General features: G+C 73.3%; 11 protein-coding genes and 1 pseudogene. 10 read left to right on the forward strand and 2 right to left on the reverse strand.

Going from position 1 to position 16,088, the window contains the following annotated elements; all coding sequences use genetic code 11:
• Positions 1-4 precede the first annotated feature (4 nt).
• From ACTWQC_RS21550 to ACTWQC_RS21560, 3 genes are read left to right on the forward strand one after another with little or no spacing between them, the layout of a single operon-like run.
• Positions 5-1,207, forward strand: a complete 1,203-nt coding sequence (locus ACTWQC_RS21550) for a glycosyltransferase (RefSeq protein ID WP_443317486.1) — start codon at positions 5-7, stop codon at positions 1,205-1,207.
• 8 nt (positions 1,208-1,215) lie between these two features.
• Positions 1,216-1,965 (forward strand): Wzz/FepE/Etk N-terminal domain-containing protein, encoded by a 750-nt coding sequence (locus ACTWQC_RS21555; RefSeq protein ID WP_443317403.1) that lies wholly within the window; start codon positions 1,216-1,218, stop codon positions 1,963-1,965.
• The gene (locus tag ACTWQC_RS21560) at positions 1,962-3,152 is read left to right on the forward strand and encodes a GNAT family N-acetyltransferase (protein WP_443317404.1); all 1,191 of its coding nucleotides are present in this window, start codon (positions 1,962-1,964) and stop codon (positions 3,150-3,152) included. The genes ACTWQC_RS21555 and ACTWQC_RS21560 overlap by 4 nt, the downstream gene beginning before the upstream one ends.
• Positions 3,153-3,218: 66 nt before the next feature.
• On the opposite strand, the gene ACTWQC_RS21565 is transcribed toward ACTWQC_RS21560, so the two are convergent.
• Complete coding sequence (locus ACTWQC_RS21565) at positions 3,219-4,355, reverse strand: glycoside hydrolase family 26 protein (protein WP_443317405.1); 1,137 nt, start codon at positions 4,353-4,355, stop codon at positions 3,219-3,221.
• A 113-nt stretch (positions 4,356-4,468) separates the two neighbouring features.
• On the opposite strand from ACTWQC_RS21565, the gene ACTWQC_RS21570 reads away from it, so the two are divergent.
• From ACTWQC_RS21570 to ACTWQC_RS21580, 3 genes and pseudogenes are all read left to right on the forward strand, one after another.
• Positions 4,469-5,761, forward strand: coding sequence for a carboxylate--amine ligase (locus ACTWQC_RS21570; protein WP_443317406.1), 1,293 nt, complete (start codon positions 4,469-4,471; stop codon positions 5,759-5,761).
• Between the two features lie 147 nt (positions 5,762-5,908).
• Positions 5,909-7,114 carry an NAD(P)-binding domain-containing protein gene (locus ACTWQC_RS21575; RefSeq protein WP_443317407.1) on the forward strand — a complete coding sequence of 402 codons (1,206 nt, stop codon included), beginning with the start codon at positions 5,909-5,911 and terminating at the stop codon, positions 7,112-7,114.
• 15 nt (positions 7,115-7,129) lie between these two features.
• Positions 7,130-7,309: pseudogene (locus ACTWQC_RS21580) on the forward strand (mycothiol transferase); the annotation flags it as partial.
• Between the two features lie 140 nt (positions 7,310-7,449).
• Here the strand turns inward: ACTWQC_RS21580 and ACTWQC_RS21585 are convergent.
• Positions 7,450-7,668 (reverse strand): hypothetical protein, encoded by a 219-nt coding sequence (locus ACTWQC_RS21585; RefSeq protein ID WP_443317489.1) that lies wholly within the window; start codon positions 7,666-7,668, stop codon positions 7,450-7,452.
• Between the two features lie 238 nt (positions 7,669-7,906).
• Here ACTWQC_RS21585 and ACTWQC_RS21590 point away from each other — a divergent pair, with 238 nt between their 5' ends.
• The 4 genes from ACTWQC_RS21590 to ACTWQC_RS21605 all read left to right on the forward strand — a co-directional run bounded on the left by ACTWQC_RS21590 (position 7,907) and on the right by ACTWQC_RS21605 (position 16,018).
• On the forward strand, positions 7,907-8,875 hold the full coding sequence (locus tag ACTWQC_RS21590; protein WP_443317408.1) for an MBL fold metallo-hydrolase: 969 nt from the start codon (positions 7,907-7,909) through the stop codon (positions 8,873-8,875).
• 138 nt (positions 8,876-9,013) lie between these two features.
• Entirely contained in the window at positions 9,014-10,693 is a 1,680-nt protein-coding gene (locus ACTWQC_RS21595; protein WP_443317409.1) for an alpha/beta hydrolase, read from the forward strand.
• Between the two features lie 273 nt (positions 10,694-10,966).
• On the forward strand, positions 10,967-12,106 hold the full coding sequence (locus tag ACTWQC_RS21600; protein WP_443317410.1) for a hypothetical protein: 1,140 nt from the start codon (positions 10,967-10,969) through the stop codon (positions 12,104-12,106).
• A 45-nt stretch (positions 12,107-12,151) separates the two neighbouring features.
• Positions 12,152-16,018 carry a hypothetical protein gene (locus tag ACTWQC_RS21605; RefSeq protein WP_443317411.1) on the forward strand — a complete coding sequence of 1,289 codons (3,867 nt, stop codon included), beginning with the start codon at positions 12,152-12,154 and terminating at the stop codon, positions 16,016-16,018.
• Positions 16,019-16,088 lie beyond the last annotated feature (70 nt).

Below are 16,088 nucleotides of genomic sequence, written 5' to 3' on the forward strand. Positions count from 1 at the left end.
GCCCCTGAGGGTGCTGCACATCATCACGGGCCTGGGCGCGGGAGGAGCGGAGCAGCAGCTCAGGCTGATGTTGCGTCATCTGCCCGTGCACTGCGACGTCGTCACCCTCACCAACCCCGGGGCCGTGGCCCGCGGCATCCGCAGCGACGGCACCCGCGTCCTCCACCTCGGCATGGGCGGCAACCGCGACCTGTCCGCGCTGCCCCGGCTGGTCACCGCCATCCGCTTCGGCCGTTACGACCTCGTGCACACCCACCTCTACCGGGCCTGCGTGTTCGGGCGGGTCGCCGCCCGGATGGCCGGGGTCGAGGCGGTCCTCGCGACCGAGCACTCCCTCGGCGCCACCTGCATCGAGGGCCGCCCGCTCACCCCCGGCACCCGGGCCCTCTACCTCGCCACCGAGCGCCTCGGCTCCTCGACGGTGGCCGTGTCGGCCACCGTCGCGGACCGGCTGCGCGCCTGGGGCGTGCCCCGCCACCGCATCGAGCTGATCCCCAACGGCATCGAAGCCCGGCACTTCCGGTTCGACCCGGCCGCCCGGGCCGCCGCGCGGGCCATGCTCGACTTCCCGGACCAGGCCTTCGTGGCCGGGGGAGTCGGCCGCCTCGTGCCGGGCAAGCGCTTCGACATCCTGCTGCGGGCGGTCGCCGAACTGCCGGGCGCCCGGCTGCTGCTGGTGGGGGAGGGGCCGGAGAGGGCCGCACTCGAGCAGCTGGCCGTACGGCTGGGCGCCGAGGAGCGCGTACGGCTGCTGGGCGAGCGCGGCGGGGCCGTCGAGTGGAGCGCCGACCGGTCCACCGACATCCCCGGACTCCTCGCCGCCATGGACGTCTTCGTCTCCCCGTCCGCCGAGGAGTCCTTCGGACTGGCCGTCCTCGAAGCCCTGGCCGCCGGGCTGCCCGTACTGCACGTGACCTGCCCGGCGATCGACGAGCTGCCGGCCGGAGAGGTGCCGGGTGCGCGGCGGATCGGCCTCGGCGTACGGGCCCTCACCGCCGCCCTGGCCGACGTCCTGCGCGAGTACGAGCGCGCGGGACCGCGCCGCCTGCCCGCCCCCGCCGCCGTCGCGCGCTACGACATCGCCCGCAGCGCCGAGCTGCTGACGGGGCTCTACGAACGCACCGCCGCTGCCTGTGGGAGAGCCGGGCTGGACGCGTTCCACCGCCCGTACCACCACGCCCCCGCCGTTTCCCGACCGAAGAGGTGACCGCCGTCATGACCGACACCGCCCTGGCAGAGAGCCCGGCAGCAGAAAAAAGCCCGGCAGCAGAAAGCCCGGCAGGAGAGTGCTCGTCAGCAGAGAACCAGTCAGCGGAGAACTCGGCACCGCGCCCGCGCAGGCGGATCCTCGCCGCGCTCCGGCCGCCCGCCTGGTGGCCGCTGGCCCTGTGCGTTCTGCTGGGCACACTCTGCGGCGCGGCCTACGGGGTGCTGAAGCCGCCGCAGTACACGGCCACCAGCTATGTGGTCGTCGCCACCTCGCGGTCCGCCGACCCCGCGACGGCGCTGGGCTTCGCGCACGCCTACGGCCGCGTCGTCACCAACAGCGCCGTCCTCGCCGACGCCCAGGCAGCGACCGGAGTCCCCGCCTCCGATCTCAGGGCGCGCGTCCAGTCGATCACGTCCCCCGACGCGCCCATGATCGAGATCGTGGGGCGCGACGCGCGGGCCGAACGGGCGGCCACCAACGCCAACGAGATCGCGCGCGCCCTCACCGAGTACGCCAACGCCTCGGCCACCAGCACCGGCGTGCGGCTCTCCGTGCTCTCCAAGGCCCCCACACCCACCGCCCCCACCTCCCCCTCGGCGCGGATCGCCACCGCCGTCGGGGCCTGCGCCGGGGGACTGCTCGGCGGCCTCCTCCTGCTCGTACGGCCCGGTGGCGGCCGCCGCTCCGCGGTCTCCGAGGCCCCCGCGCCGCCGGCCCGGACCGCCGCGCAGCCGGTGACCGAGGGGGCTCGGTGACGGCGGAAACGACCGCGCCCCCCACCGCACACCAACCGCCCGCCACCGGGCTGTCCGTGACGCTCTGCCACCACCCGGACCGCTTCGCCGCGCTGGCGCCCGAGTGGGACCGCCTGCACCGGCGCTGCCGCACCGCGACGCCCTTCCAGACTCATGCGTGGCTGCACTCGTGGTGGCTGTCCTACGGGGCCGCCGCCCGCCTCCGGCTCCTGCTGGTGCACCGGGAGGGCAGGCTGGTGGGCGCCGCTCCGCTGATACTGACGTACCGTCCGCTGCCGGTGCTCGTCTTCCTCGGCGGCGGCATCTCGGACTTCCAGGATGTGCTGATCGACGACAGCTGCCCGGGCGCCGCGGCGGCGGGGCTGGCCGGCGGGCTGCGCCGGGCCGCGCGGGGCGCCGTCGTCGATCTGCGCGAAGTGCGCCCGGGCGCGGCGGCCGAGCGGGTGGTCGACCGCTGGCCCGGCGTCAAGCGCAGACTGGACGACTCGGTGTGCCTCGAACTCCCCGGCCTCCCGTTCGACGAGCTGATGCAGCGCCTGCCCCGCTCGGCCGCCCGCAGAACGCGCGCCAAGCTGCGCAAGCTCGACTCGATCGGCATCGAGCACCGCAGCGTGCCCGAGTACGAGGTGCCGGAAGCGGTCGCAAGGATGCTGCGGCTGCACAACCTCCAGTGGCGGGGCCGCGGCGTCACGCCGGAGCACCGCAGGCCCCGGTTCGTCGAACACCTCGCGCGCGCCGCCGGGCAGATGGCCGGAACCGGTGACGCCCTCGTCACGGAATACCGGAGGGGGGAGCAGGTGCTGGCCATCGACGTGATGCTGACCTCCCCCGACCTGGCTGGCGGCTACCTCTACGGAGCACACCCCGATCTGCGGGCGGCCAAGGCCGACATCACCACCATGCTGCTGCGCCACGACGCCGCCTACGCCGCCGAGACCGGCCGCAGCGTGATCAGCCTGCTGCGCGGCAACGAGACCGCCAAGCACCACTGGCGGCCCGTCACCGTCACCAACCAGCGCTTCCTGCTGGCCCGGCAGGAGATGGCGGCGGCGCTGCGGCTGCACGCCGCCCAGGTGGCGGGCCGGGCCCGGCTGGCGAAGGAGGCCAGAACGCGGTTCCCGGCACTGCTCGCCTGGCGGGCCCGGCTCAACAACTGGCGTGCCGGAGCGGCCCGTCCGGCCCACTGACGCGCCCGGCCGGACCCGGACGGGGGGCTGGGCTCCGCCCCAGCCCCCGTGGGCCGGGCCGAGAACCTAACCGCTGCGCCAGCTGAAGCGGATGCAGAGCCGGCGCTCTCCGAGGATCGACTCCACCCACGCGCCCAGATCCACCGTCAGGCAGTCGGCCCCCTGCTCCCCTGGCCGCTTCCCGGTGAACTGCTGGGCCCGGAAGACCCTCGAGGCCAGCGGATTCTCCCCGCAGCGCCAGACCCCGTGCGGACAGTAGTCGGTAATGGTGTGGTACGCGGGCGGGTGTTCCGCGATCCACCGCAGCATGCGACGCATGTATTCCGGGTTGTCGCCGTTGCGGAACAGGCCCCATTCCGGATACGAGATGGGCTTGTTGTGCTCGCGCGCGAATTCCACCTGCGCGCGCAGCCCCAGAGGCTGGCTGACCTGCTCGTCGAAACTGTGCCCGGGCGGCTGGTCGTAGGAATCCATGCCGATGATGTCGACCACGTCGTCGCCCGGATAGCACTCCGTCCACGGGATGGCGTCCTCACCCCGGCTGGGCGCGAAATCGAATCGGAACCGCTGCCCGGGAATGGAGCGCATCGCCCGTACGATCCGCCGCCAGTACGCCCGCCACGCGTCCGGGTGCGGCGCGCACCGGCCCGTGTACGTGGTGCCGTTCATCTCCCAGCCGAGCACGATCACCGTCTCCGGCACCCCCAGCGCGACCAGCCGCCCGGCCAGGGTGTGGAAGACCCCGTCGAACTCCCCCCGCGCGCCGCGCTCCAGCAGCTCGGCGACCTCCTCGTCCGGCACGCCTTCCTCGTTGCGCTCCAGCATCGGGACGTTCAGCACGAACATTCGGCCGGGGGCGGAGCGCCGCCACAGGGCCCATGACTCGAGCAGCCGGACGTCGCCTTCGACGTCCGCCCAGTGGTTGCCGGGAAGGTAGGTGTGCCCGACCCGCATTTCGGATCCGCCGAGCCAGTCCTGCATCCCGGCCATCTGTTCCACGCCCTCAGGACCCGAGCCCAGGAACGCCCCCCAGGGAACGCCCGGCACCGGCTCCACGAAAGGCGCGTTCTCCTCGGCGGGTGTACTCTCCCCGGCCGGTTCCAGCTCAGCGGCCCCTGCTCCGAGGGCCGCCCCGGCGAGCAGAAATCCCGCGGTGACCGCTCCCAGGCAGGTCGCGGCCAGCCTCCGAGGGGGGTGGGACATGGCTACTCCTTCCGGCGTGCAACCAGCGCGGAATGCATACCCTACGAATCCATTTGGGACGTATTCCGGAGAACTCCATCGCCCGCACGGCCTATTGATCCCGAAGAGGAGCAGTGCACCACGAATCCGCGGCCCGCCCCGCCCTGTCCCCCATGCTCGACACCGGAGTACCGGCACTGCTGATCCGCCTCGACCGCAATCCTTTTCACCACGGAACCCTGGGGGCCGTCAGATCCCTGGGACGCGCCGGAATCGAGGTGCATACGCTCGTCGAATCCCCCGGCAGTCCGGTCAACCGGTCCCGCTACGTCCACCGGGCGCACCGCTGGCCCTCCGGCGATCCGTCGGCAGCCCAGCTCTCCATGGCTCTCTGCCAGGTCGCGGAGCGGATCGGGCGGCGTGCCGTGCTGATCCCCATGGACGACGTCAGCGCCATCGCCGTCGCCGCGCTCGCCGAGCGTCTTGCCGGCTCCTTCCTGATGGCGAGTCAACCCAGCGGGCTGCCGGAACGGGTGGCGGACAAGGCCGCGCTCGCCGACCTGTGCCGCAGCGCCGGCGTACCGCACCCGCCCACCGTCATCCCTGGCAGTGCCCTCGAGGCGGTCGCGGCCGCCGACGAACTCGGGCTGCCCCTCGTGGCGAAGTGGAGCAGGCCCTGGCTGCTGGCCGGTGCCGCAGGGCTGCGCAGCACCACCCTCGTTCACACCCCCGACGAGGCGCGGCAGCTCTACGAGCGAAGCGGGCAGGCGCGCAGCCCGCTGCTGCTTCAGCGGCACCTGCCGGGCGGCCGGGGCACCGACTGGTTCTTCCACGGCTGCTTCGGCGAGCGCTCCGCCTGCCTGATCGGCGGTACGGGGCGCAAGGAGCTGTCCTGGCCGGTGGGGACCGGGCTTACGGCCGTCGGCACGTGGCTGCCCAACGCGGAGGTGGACGCATCGGCCCGGCGGCTGGCCGAGCGGCTCGGGTACCGGGGCATCCTCGACCTCGACTTCCGGCGTGACGCCGCGACCGGCTCGTACTGTCTGCTCGACTTCAACCCGCGCCCGGGTGCGCAGTTCCGGCTGTTCGCCGACCGGGCCGGGCTGGACGTCGTACGGGCGCTCCACCTGGACCTGACGGGGCGCGAGGTCGCCGCCCCGCAGCCGCTGCCCGGGCGGATCTTCGTGGCGGAGAACTACGCCCTGCTGTCCGGGCTGGCCACGGCCGCGGCTGCGCGGCAGCGGTCCGGGGCGCGGGAACGGCGGCGGGCCCGTACCGGGAGGCTGTACCGGGCCCCGGAGACCGCCTGGTTCGCCGCCGACGATCCCGCCCCCTTCGCCGCCATGGCCGCCGCGTGGGTGGGGCGGGGCGGCCGGAAGGGACTGCGGCGGCTGCGGCCCCGGCCCGCCGCCGTAGCGGCCCCCTGATGCCACAGCGGCCCTCTTGTGCCTGAGCTGCTCCCGAATCCGATCACCCGACCCACCGCGCCCCCCGGCGCACGACCTTCACGACGATCGCTGCCCCAGCGATCGCCGCACGGCGATCGCTGCACGACGAGAGAGCGGGAACCATCCATGTACGACCTGGTAGTCGTCGGCGCCGGCCCCTACGGACTGTCGATCGCGGCCCACGCGGCCGCGGCCGGACTGCGGCTGCGCGTGCTCGGCCGCCCGATGGCCTCATGGCGGGACCACATGCCGCCGGGCATGTTCCTCAAGTCGGAACCATGGTCCTCGAATCTGTCCGACCCCACCGGCGACCGCACGCTGTCCGCGTATTGCGCCTCCCGCAAACTGCCCGCCGAGCACGGCAGACCGGTGCCCATCGCCACGTATACGGACTACGGGCTGTGGTTCGCCCGGCATGCCGTGGAGCGCATCGACGAGCAGACCGTGACCTCCGTGCGCCCCAGCGCCGGCCGCTTCGTGGTCACCACGGACGACGGGGAGACGATCCCGAGCAGGACCGTCGCGCTCGCGCCCGGGGTCATGCCCTTCGTCAACGTCCCGGAGCCGCTCGTCGCGCTTCCGGAGAATCTCACCTCCCACAGCAGCCACCACGGCGACCTGGCCCGGTTCAAGGGCAAGGACGTCACCGTGATCGGCGCCGGGCAGGCGGCCCTGGAGACCGCGGCGCTGCTGGCCGAGGAGGGCGCCACCGCCCGCGTCGTCGCCCGCTCGGGCCGCCTCAACTGGAACACCCCGCCCCAGCCCCTGAACCGCGGGCTGATGCGCTCGCTGCGCGACCCGCACTGCGGTCTGGGCACCGGCTGGCCGAGCTGGGTCTGGTCCGAGATCCCGTGGGCGGTGCGCCGCCTGCCCGGCTCCACGCGGCTGCGCATCGCGGCCACCGCGCTCGGGCCGGCGGGCGCGTGGTGGCTGCGCGACCGCTTCGAGAGCGCCGTACCCGTACTGCTGGGCTACCGGCTGCGGGCGGCGTCCCCGTCGGGAGGCGGTGTGCGGCTGGACCTCACCACGCCGGCGGGCGCACGGACCGCCCTCGAGACCGAGCACGTCATCGCCGCTACGGGCTTCACACCTGATCTCACGCGGCTGCGGCTGCTGGACCGGGAACTGGGGGCCGGGCTGCGGCGGGTGGGGGGCGGCGGGGCCCCGGAGCTGAGCGGCCGGTTCGAGTCCTCGTATCCCGGGCTCTTCTTCGCGGGCCTGCTGACCGCGCCGTCGTTCGGGCCGGCGATGCGCTTCGTCTACGGGGCGGGGTTCACGGCGCACCGGCTGGTGCGGGGGGTGCGGCGGAGGCTGGGAAGGACGGGGAGCTGACATGCGGGCCCTTTGCGGGCCAACGAGATCATTGCGGCCCACTCGCTGGATGACGCGGGGCGGCACCCGGACTTCCGCTCCGCTGCGGCGAGCCTGAGGTGGATGGTGCTGCACATGATCGAGGAGACCGCACGGCACGCCGGTCACATGGATGCGATCCGCGAGCTCCTCGACGGCGAAAAGGGCTCCTACTGACGGATCCGGCCGGGGCGGGGTTGGCGGCTCCGGCTCGCGTCTTGGCACCGCCCCGGCCCCGGAAACCGCCGCACCGCGCGGCGATTTCCGGGTCTCCGGGTCGCCGGTTCTCCGGTTCTCCGGGCGTCTCCGGCCCGTCGTCAGCCCTTCTTGTAGTGAACGGTGCCGCGCAGCGCCGCGAAGGCGTCGTCGCAGTGCTGTACGAAGTCGGCCCCGAACTCCGTCACTTCACCCGTGCGGCGGCCGGTCTGGAGCGCGGTGACGGTGAACGACCCCGTGGTGAGTGAGTCGCTGGAGCAGAAGCGCCCGTTGCCCGTGACGTAGACGCGGGCGAACCGGAGTCCATGTCGTCGTAGCACGTCCGGCCCAGTGTGAGCTGCTCGCCGGCATGGGGCCACGTCACCGTCACACCCGCATTCCCTGTCCGCAGAGCGGCCTCCGCGGACTTGCTTGGGCCTGTCATCGCGCCGGCCATCGCGCCAGTCGTCGCTCCTCGCGTCCGGCGTAGTGGCTCTGGCTGAATGGCGATGGCGGTGCGGCGAGTGCGGTCCCGGTTGTCACTCTTGTTGAAACCGCGCGCGCCTCGCGTTCGTCACCGTGGCTGATGTCATCTGCCACGAGGAGGAGTTCATTGTCGCGTCCGATGCGAAGCTCGAGGAGGTCGCCGACGGGGTGTTCGCGTACCTCCAGCTTCCCGGGGGCTGGTGCCTCAACAACGCCGGTTTCGTGGTCGGTTCCGAGGAGTCGGAGACCGTGCTCATCGACACCGCGGCGACCGAGGCGCGGGCGCGCGCGTTGCGCGACACCGTGGTTGCGACTGCCGGCCGGATGCCCGGCGTGCTCGTCAATACGCATCACCACGGGGACCACACCTTCGGCAACCACCTCTTCACCCCCCACGCGCGCGTGGTCGCCCACCCGCACTGCCGTGAGGAGATCCTGCGCACCGGAGTGGACCTCCCGACGATCTGGCCCGATGTCGCATGGGGCGACATCGCCGTCACCCTGCCCACGACGACGTACGCCGACCGCATGACCCTCCACAACGGGGACGGGGGCGGGGGCGGGGACGGCGACATCGAGCTCATCCACCCCGGCGTCGCGCACACCGTGGGCGACACCGTCGTATGGCTGCCCGAGCAGAGGGTGGTCTTCACCGGTGACTTGATCTTCTCCGGAGGCACGCCGTTCGTCTTCATGGGGTCGGTGGCCGGCTCGCTCGCCGCGGTCTGGCTCCTGCGCGGGCTCGGCGCCGAGACGGTCGTACCCGGGCACGGGCCGGTCTGCGGGCCGGAGGTGTACGACACGGTGGAGCGGTATCTGACCTGGATTCTGCGCCTGGCCGAGCAGGGCCGCGAGGCCGGGATCACTCCGCGCGAGCTGGCGCTGGAGGCGGACCTCGGGGAGTTCGCCGGGCTGGGGGAGCCGGAGCGGCTGGTGATGAACCTGCACCGGGCGTACGCCGAGCTGGAGGGCCTGCCGGACGGCACCCCGCTGCCGCTCCCGGACGCGCTCGCGGATGTGATCGCGTGCAATGGCGGCGCACCGCCGGTGTGCCACGCTTGATCGGCCGACGCGCCTCCCGTGGCCCCCCCTCGCCTGTTCCTCACCGAGCGGAACCGGTCACGCAGATCCACAACCCCCCACAACAGGAAGATCGGTTCCATGTGCAACTCCAGAGAGGATCCGGTGGGTCGTAGACGCATGACGCACTGGCTCGGTCGTCGTTCGTCCGCATCCCACGCGCCGAGCGGCCCCGGTGTCCTACGTCGCCTCCGGTTCGTCGTCGCCGGTGTGGGCGTGATGGCGGTTGCCGGGGCCGGTTTCGCGGTCGCGGGGCCGCCGGCCGGGTCCGGGAGCGCGCCACCGGTTCCCGAGCTGTCCTGGTCGCCGTGCCCGGAAGACGAAGGAGGCAAAGAGGGCTTCGAGTGCGCGAAGGCCGAGGTGCCGCTGGACTACCGCGAGCCGGACGGCCGCAAGATCTCGCTCGCGGTGACCCGCCACAAGGTCGCCGACCCGGCACAGCGGCAGGGCACGCTCTTCCTGCAGCCCGGCGGACCCGGCAGCTCCGGAGTGGACTTCGCGCGCGGCAACTACACCGACCTGCCGGCCGGGCTCCGCGACCGGTTCGACGTTCTCGGGTACGACGTGCGGGGCGTCGGGCGCAGTTCGCCTCTGGAGTGCTGGGACGACAAGCAGTACCTCCAGGCCGTCACCGAGGCCAAGGGGAACCCCGGGCCGGGCGCCTTCGCCCCGGCGCTGAGGACCGCGGCCGGATTCAACCAGGCCTGCCTGCAGAAGTCCGCCGACCTGCTGCCCTTCGTCGGCACCGACTACGTCGCCCGCGACATCGACCTGCTCCGCCAGGCGCTGCGCGAGCAGCAACTCACCTTCTACGGCCGGTCGTTCGGCTCCTACATCGGCACGGTCTACGCCGACCTCTTCCCGGACCGGGTGCGCGCGATGGTGCTCGACGGGGCGTACGACCCGGTGAAGTACGCCGACCGGCCGCACGCCTACGACCGGGGGCAGTACCTGGCCCTGGACGGGGCGGTGGACCGCTTCCTCGACTGGTGCGCCGACGAGCTGTCCGCCTGCGGGTTCGGTGGAGGCTCGCCCAAGGAGTCCTTCGGCGAGCTCGTACGGGACCTGGACGCCGGCCCCGTGCCGACCTCCGGCGAAGGGAAGGCGAACGGCTACACCCTCGTCTACCGCCTGCTGTTCAACATCAACGAGGGCAAGGTCCTCTGGCCGGCCATCGGCGAGGCGCTGCACCGGGCGGAGCTGCGCAACGCCGAGTCCTTCCTGCTCAAGCCGCTGTCAGCGGCCAGCTTCGACTTTCTGACCGCCAACGTCGTGGTCGAGTGCGCCGACCGCGCCTACCCGCACGACACCGGCCTGCTCGAGCGGAGGCTGGCGGCCAACACCGAGGATGCGCCGTTGCTGGGCCCGGCTCTGGGCTACGGCCCGCCGACGTACGACCACCAGCACGGGACCGCATGCGACCAGTGGCCCGGTGAGCAGGTCAGCCGCCACGAGGGCTCGTACCGCGCCGAGGGGTCCGCGCCCATCCTCGTTCTGGGCACGACCGGCGACCCGGACACGCCGTACCGCGACGCCGTCGCTCTGTCGCGGCGGCTCCACAACGCCTCGCTGCTGACCTTCAAGGCCGAAGGGCACACCGCATTCGGCCGGAGCGAGTGCGCCACCGCCGCGGTCGCGAGCTATCTGACGGACCTCATCCTCCCGCCGGAGCGGACCGTCTGCGCGGACGAGAAGCCGCCTGCGCCTGGGCCGTCCTCCCCGTCGAAGGCGGGGTCGCGGCACAGCGAACTCCTCGAGGGCGTCAGCGACCGGCTGGACCTGATCGGCGTCGCGCGCTGAACTGGTGCGGGAGCTGAGCTGAACCTCGTAACGGATCGCCGAGACCTGGAGCGGGTCTCGGCGATCCGCCCTGGGGATGGTGGCCGGTGCCGGTTCCCTTGCCGGTGTTCGGGGCGGGCCCTTTCGGGCCCTCGCGTGAAGCCGTGCGAAATTGGTTCCGGACGGACCGAACCGAGACCCCGCCCTGTCCGTAGGGCCAAAGGGGGAGAGCACCGGCACGCGTTCTCCCCGCTGTGGCAAGAGCCCTGCCCGACCGCGAGGAGAGCAAGATCCGTGTCCACCACTGAGAGCTCGGGACCCGAGCAGGCCGTCACCTGGCACGAACTGATCCTGCGCCTGTCCGGACACGTCCCGGACGAGCTGGTCTGCCAGGTACGCGCCTGGCTGGCGGAAGGCCGTGTCGATACGGTCGCCCGTACGGTGCTGTTCGGCGTTCTGCAGCACCGGGTGCTGCTGACCGAGCTCGAGGCCGAGCACCTGTCCGACCTGCTCACCGCGCTCGGCATCGACTCCTCGCCGCTGGACGGGCTCGATGTCGCCGACTTCGAACCGAGTCCGCCCTTCGCCTTCGGCCCGGAGGGCCCGGAAGACGCGGATGGCCGTGAGGGCGCAGAGGCGAACAGCGCGGGCGAGGCGGCGGTGACCGCGGCCAGGGCGGAGACCGGGGCCATCGGCCTGTGGCGCGCCTGGCGGTACCCGCACGACGGCGCTCCCTGGCCGCCGCCGCGCCCCGTATACCTCTTCGAGGTGAGGAGCCGGACGGACCTGCCCGGCACCGCGCGCCGTATGCAGGATGCGCTGGCCGCCGCGGGGGAGCCGCACCCGCAGGTCGAGGTCTACCCGACGGGCACGGAACTGCCGCTCTACCAGCGGATGGTGCGCGGATACGGTTCGCTGGTCTGGGCGTCCGCGCCGGAACCCGAGATCACCGTGGCCGCCGTGTTCGACCGTGTCGACGAAAGGGACGGCCCGTCCTTCGAGCCCGGCCACGCCTTGCTGGAGGACGAGCCCGAGCGGAACCGGATCCTCGCATACCTGGACAGCGGCGAGCTGCTGCTGGTGACGACCGCTCTCATGGACGACGTCGTGGACCCGCCCCGCGGCGCGGTGGTCCCCATGAGCTTCCGCACCGACGGCACATGGATCTGGACCGACACCACCACGTACTACCTCCGCGAGCACTTGCTGGAACCCGATCGCGGACTCCTCGCGCACATCCGCGAGCTCGGCTACCGGATGCCGGACGTGGACGGTGTCGCGGCGCACCGGGCCCTTGCCGTGCTGCAGCAGCCGACGGACGAGGAGCCCGTCTGGTCGTACGGCGGCCCGGACCCGGACCCGGACCCGGAGCCGGTCCCGGTTCCGGCCCCGGGCCCGGATCGGGCTTCCGGGGACGACCGCGCGCACGACTGACCTGTATCGCACACCGTGAACTCGTAATGAGGGGTGGTACCGCCCTTGATCGCCTTGGGGGGCGAGTTCCTCGCCGACTCCGTTGGCCACGCCCTGGTCGTACGGGTCGCAGGCCAGGCCGCGAATCCGCAGATCGTGGAACTGGCCGGCGCCCTGCCACGTGAGCCGCGCCGTACCGCCGTGGTCGTCGACCCGCACGCCGCGGGCACCGACGGCATCTGGGACCGGCTCGGTGCCCTCTTCGCCGGACTGGCCGGTCCGGGCGCGGGTGCTGCGGGCGCTGCGAGTGCTGCGGGCACGGACGGCGCCAACGCGGTGCGCCTCGTCATGTCGGGCGCGGGGCAGGGCCAGGCCGGTTCACCGGCGCAGTGGCTGGCCGACCGTATGGGCCTGGACGTGGTGGCTCCGGACGGTGCGGTGCTGCCCGTGCCCGGCGGAACGCTGTTCGTACTGGGGCAGAGCACACCCGGCGGATGGTGGCGCTTCCGCCGCGGCGCCGCGCCGGAGCGCGAAGGGCTTCGCCATCCGGTCCCGCGGTGGGAGCGGATGCTTCCGGCCGACGGTCCGGTGCGGCGCAGCGAAACCTGGACCGTCGTCGAGCCGATCCCGGCCGGGCTGTGGATCCGCGGCGGCCCGGCACAGGCGACGACCCCGCCGGAACGGGCCTTCGCCGTACCGCCGGACCCGGACGCAGTCACGCTGCTGATCGGCAGGCCGGGCGAACCGCCGGTGGACCACCGGGCCATCCGTACCGTGCTCGAGGGGTTGTCGGAAGACGCCCGTCGGCGCGCTGTGCTGATGCCGTACGGGCCGGAGCCCCAGCAGTCGGTGCCGCGCGGGCAGGCGCTCGCCGACCTGCTCGGCGCGGATGTCCGGGTCCGTACGGGCATCCCGTTCCCGTCGCAGGGCGGGCAGGACGAGCCGGACGGGCAGGGCGGGTCAGGCGGGCAGGGCGGGTCAGGCGGCCGGGGCGGCTGGCGGGTCATGCTCGTGGACGGCACCGGAAGCCCGACATGGCAGCCGTTCGCCCACACCCTCACCTACCGGCCGTGGTTCGTCGAGCGGGAGCCGTGGCCCACGGTCGCCGCGTGGCCGCGGGCGGTCCCTGGGCTGACGCTCGAGGGGCCCGGGGTGCTGGGGCTGGAGGGGCCGTGGGTGGTCGAGGTGGTCCAGTCGGGGCTGTGGCTGCGCGCTCGTACGGACTCGGGCGCGGGCCGGGCCGTACGGCTCCTCGCGCCGCACCCGGACTGGGCGACGCTGGTGGTCTCCAACCCCGGTGCGGCCGGGGGAGAGACGTTCCCGCCCGTCGCCGACCTGCTGCAGCGGCTGCCTGCCGAAACGCTGGCATGGCTGCGCGTCGTGCTCCCGGACACGACACCAGAGAGCGACCTGGTACGGGTCCACGCGTCGCTCACGGAGCGGTGGCCGCGGATGACGCTGTGGCTGCTCACCGCGCTGGGCGAAGTGCGGCTGTGGCGTGCTCCGGAGCCGAAGGGTGCTCAGCGGGTGGCGGCGCACGAGCCGCTGACCATCAAAATGCCCAAGGCCACGGAATGGGACGCCCAGCCCACCCCGCCGCCCCCAGCGCAGCCCGCGGCACCGATGGCGCCTCCGCCGCCGGCACCCACGGCTTCCCCGGCTTCCCCGGCTTCCCCGGCCGAGGAGGCACCTGCCCGGCCGGACCGACCCCACCGGAGGCAGCGCCTCCCCGAACGCACACACGGGGCGAAGGCGCCGAGCGACGCGGGGGCGCGTGGTGTGCCCGCGCGGGCGGATGCGAGCAGCGAGCCTGTGGCGCCTGCTCCGTCGGTCGCGAGCGGGGGCGAGGGCCGTGCTGTGCCGACGGCCTCTGTCGCGGGCGACGATGGGGTGCCTGGCGCACCCGCATCAAAGGCCGTGAGTGGCAGGGGGGTTGGCGCCGTGCCCGCGTCGGCGACAGAGAGTGGCAGGCCTGTGGCGCCTGCTCCCCCTGCTGCGGGCGGCGAGGGGGCGGCTGGCTCAGGTGGCGCGACCGGCGATGAGAGGCCCGCAGCGCCGCCTGGCGCGGGCGGTGGGGCGCAGTCCGGGTCTGTGCCAACTTCCGCGGGCGATGGGGCAAGCGTGGCGACGTCCGCGTCCTCTGCCCGGTCTGACGGAGGCAGCGGCAGCGGAGCGGTGTCCGCTGCGCCCGTGCGCCGGGTATCCCGTCCGGCAGAGGGCGCGAGTCAGGTCGCTCCTCCGTCGGCGACCCGCAGGCGGGTGACCGGTGGTACCCGTCTGCACCTGCGGAGCCCGGACGGTCGGCCCGTCACGGCCCTTTGGGCCGTACGCGCGGGCGCCTCGGGCCGGGCCTGTGCAGCCCTGCTCCACCAGGCGGCGGAGGGGACCCGTGCGCCTCGGCGTACCGCGCCCGCATCACACCCGTGGCGTACGACGGTCGCCGAGGGACTCGACGAGCGGCTCGCGCGGCTCGTCGAGGCGGGGCTCCCCGTACCGGCGGGGCGCGTGCTCGACGGCGACGTCCTGGGCGATGCAGCTCTGGCCGCATCGGCACTCGCCCCGCACAACACCTGTCTCATCGAAGCGCATTGCGACGACTTCGGGTTCTGGATCCGCGGCGAGCTGCTCTTCGCCGAAGAGGTCGCCCGGCTCGTAGCCGCCGGCCCCGCGTGGCGCGGGCGGCCCCTTCTGCTCCTCCTCAACGGTGGGCAGGATGCGGGCGGGGATCACGACACCGCGGCGGGCCACGCAGCGGGCGTGGGCGCCGCGTTGGGCGTTCCGGTGACCACCGCGTTCGGTACCGTCCTGCGCACCCGTGACGGACTCCTCGTCACGGATGCCGACTTCCGCCGCTTCGAACCAGGGGTACGGGAGCCCGCGGAGGCGGGTGCGGTCCACCCGCCGCAGGCCCCAGGAAGCCGGCGGTTCCCGCGCGTTCACCTGGCCACCCCCGTAGGGGAGCTTCACGCGGAGCCGGCTTCGGAGACCCCGGCCGCTCCCGTAACGGAGATCGAGCCGGAGCCGGAGCCGGAGCCGGAACCGGAATCGGCACCCGCCGCGGCGGACTCCACTCCTGCCCGACCCCGACCAGCCCACATCCCGGTCTCCCTGTCGCTGCACCCCGGACACGCCAGCACCGCCAAGGAACGCGGCCGGTTCCGTGAGCAGTTGGGTACCCGGTACGACGTACACGTCCGGCCGGTGAGCCGGCTCATCTCGGAGAACCCCGGGCTCCGTACGCCCGACCAGAAGGAGCGTCCCGACGCCGCCGTGACCGACCTGATCGCCGTCCGGGCCTACCTGGTCGGCGAGCTGGACGGACTCGCCGACGCCCTCCGCTCCGGTTCGGTCCCTCCTGCGGCGGCCTGTCTCGCCTCGGGACTGCGGCGCCTGCCCTCCCGCCGCGGCGCGGTCTTCGCCGCCATCCGGCTCCCTGAGGGAGCGGACAAGGTGGGTGACGTCTACGCCCCGGGCATGACCCTCCTCGAACCCGCCTTCTTCCCGGCCTCCTTGGCACCTCCCGGGTCCGCCGCAGCCCCCGATGCCCCCGTCCCCCACGTCCTCTGCGCCGTCTGGTCCGCCAGAGGCAGGCGCACCGGAGCGCTCGCCGACCCCGGCCAGGACGAGCAGGTGGTTTTCCCCGCCGGAACCTCGTTCAAAGTTCTGGAAGTCGAGCCGTCCGTGGTCCTCCTGCGGGAACTGCCGGTCGTCGCCGCCGCCGAGGAAGCCGAGGTGCAGCGGCTCACCGAGGCCGACGAGCGGGCGCTCAAGCAACTGCGCAAGGCGCTCGAGAGAGCAGAAACCGCAGCCGCGGAAGCAGCCGCAGAAGCTGCAGAAGCCGCGGAAACGGCAGAAGCGGCAGAAAAGGGCCACCGTCACGTGAGCTACGGGATTCCACTCGGCCTCGGCCCAGAGGGGCTGCCGTATCGGTGAACCGGCACGCCTTGCGCGCCGTGCTGGGCCGGGCGCCGAACGGCTACGGTGTGCTGCTACGGCCAGAACT

Origin of the sequence: Streptomyces sp. 8N616 (assembly GCF_052246385.1) — a bacterium.
Classification (GTDB): domain Bacteria; phylum Actinomycetota; class Actinomycetes; order Streptomycetales; family Streptomycetaceae; genus Streptomyces.

Bases quoted from the DNA above. Each gene is read 5' to 3' on its own strand.
- ACTWQC_RS21555 (WP_443317403.1), top strand. From the start codon at position 1,216: ATGACCGACACCGCCCTGGCAGAGAGCCCGGCAGCAGAAAAAAGCCCG.
- ACTWQC_RS21565 (WP_443317405.1), bottom strand. From the start codon at position 4,355: ATGTCCCACCCCCCTCGGAGGCTGGCCGCGACCTGCCTGGGAGCGGTC.
- ACTWQC_RS21575 (WP_443317407.1), top strand. From the start codon at position 5,909: ATGTACGACCTGGTAGTCGTCGGCGCCGGCCCCTACGGACTGTCGATC.
- ACTWQC_RS21595 (WP_443317409.1), top strand. From the start codon at position 9,014: ATGACGCACTGGCTCGGTCGTCGTTCGTCCGCATCCCACGCGCCGAGC.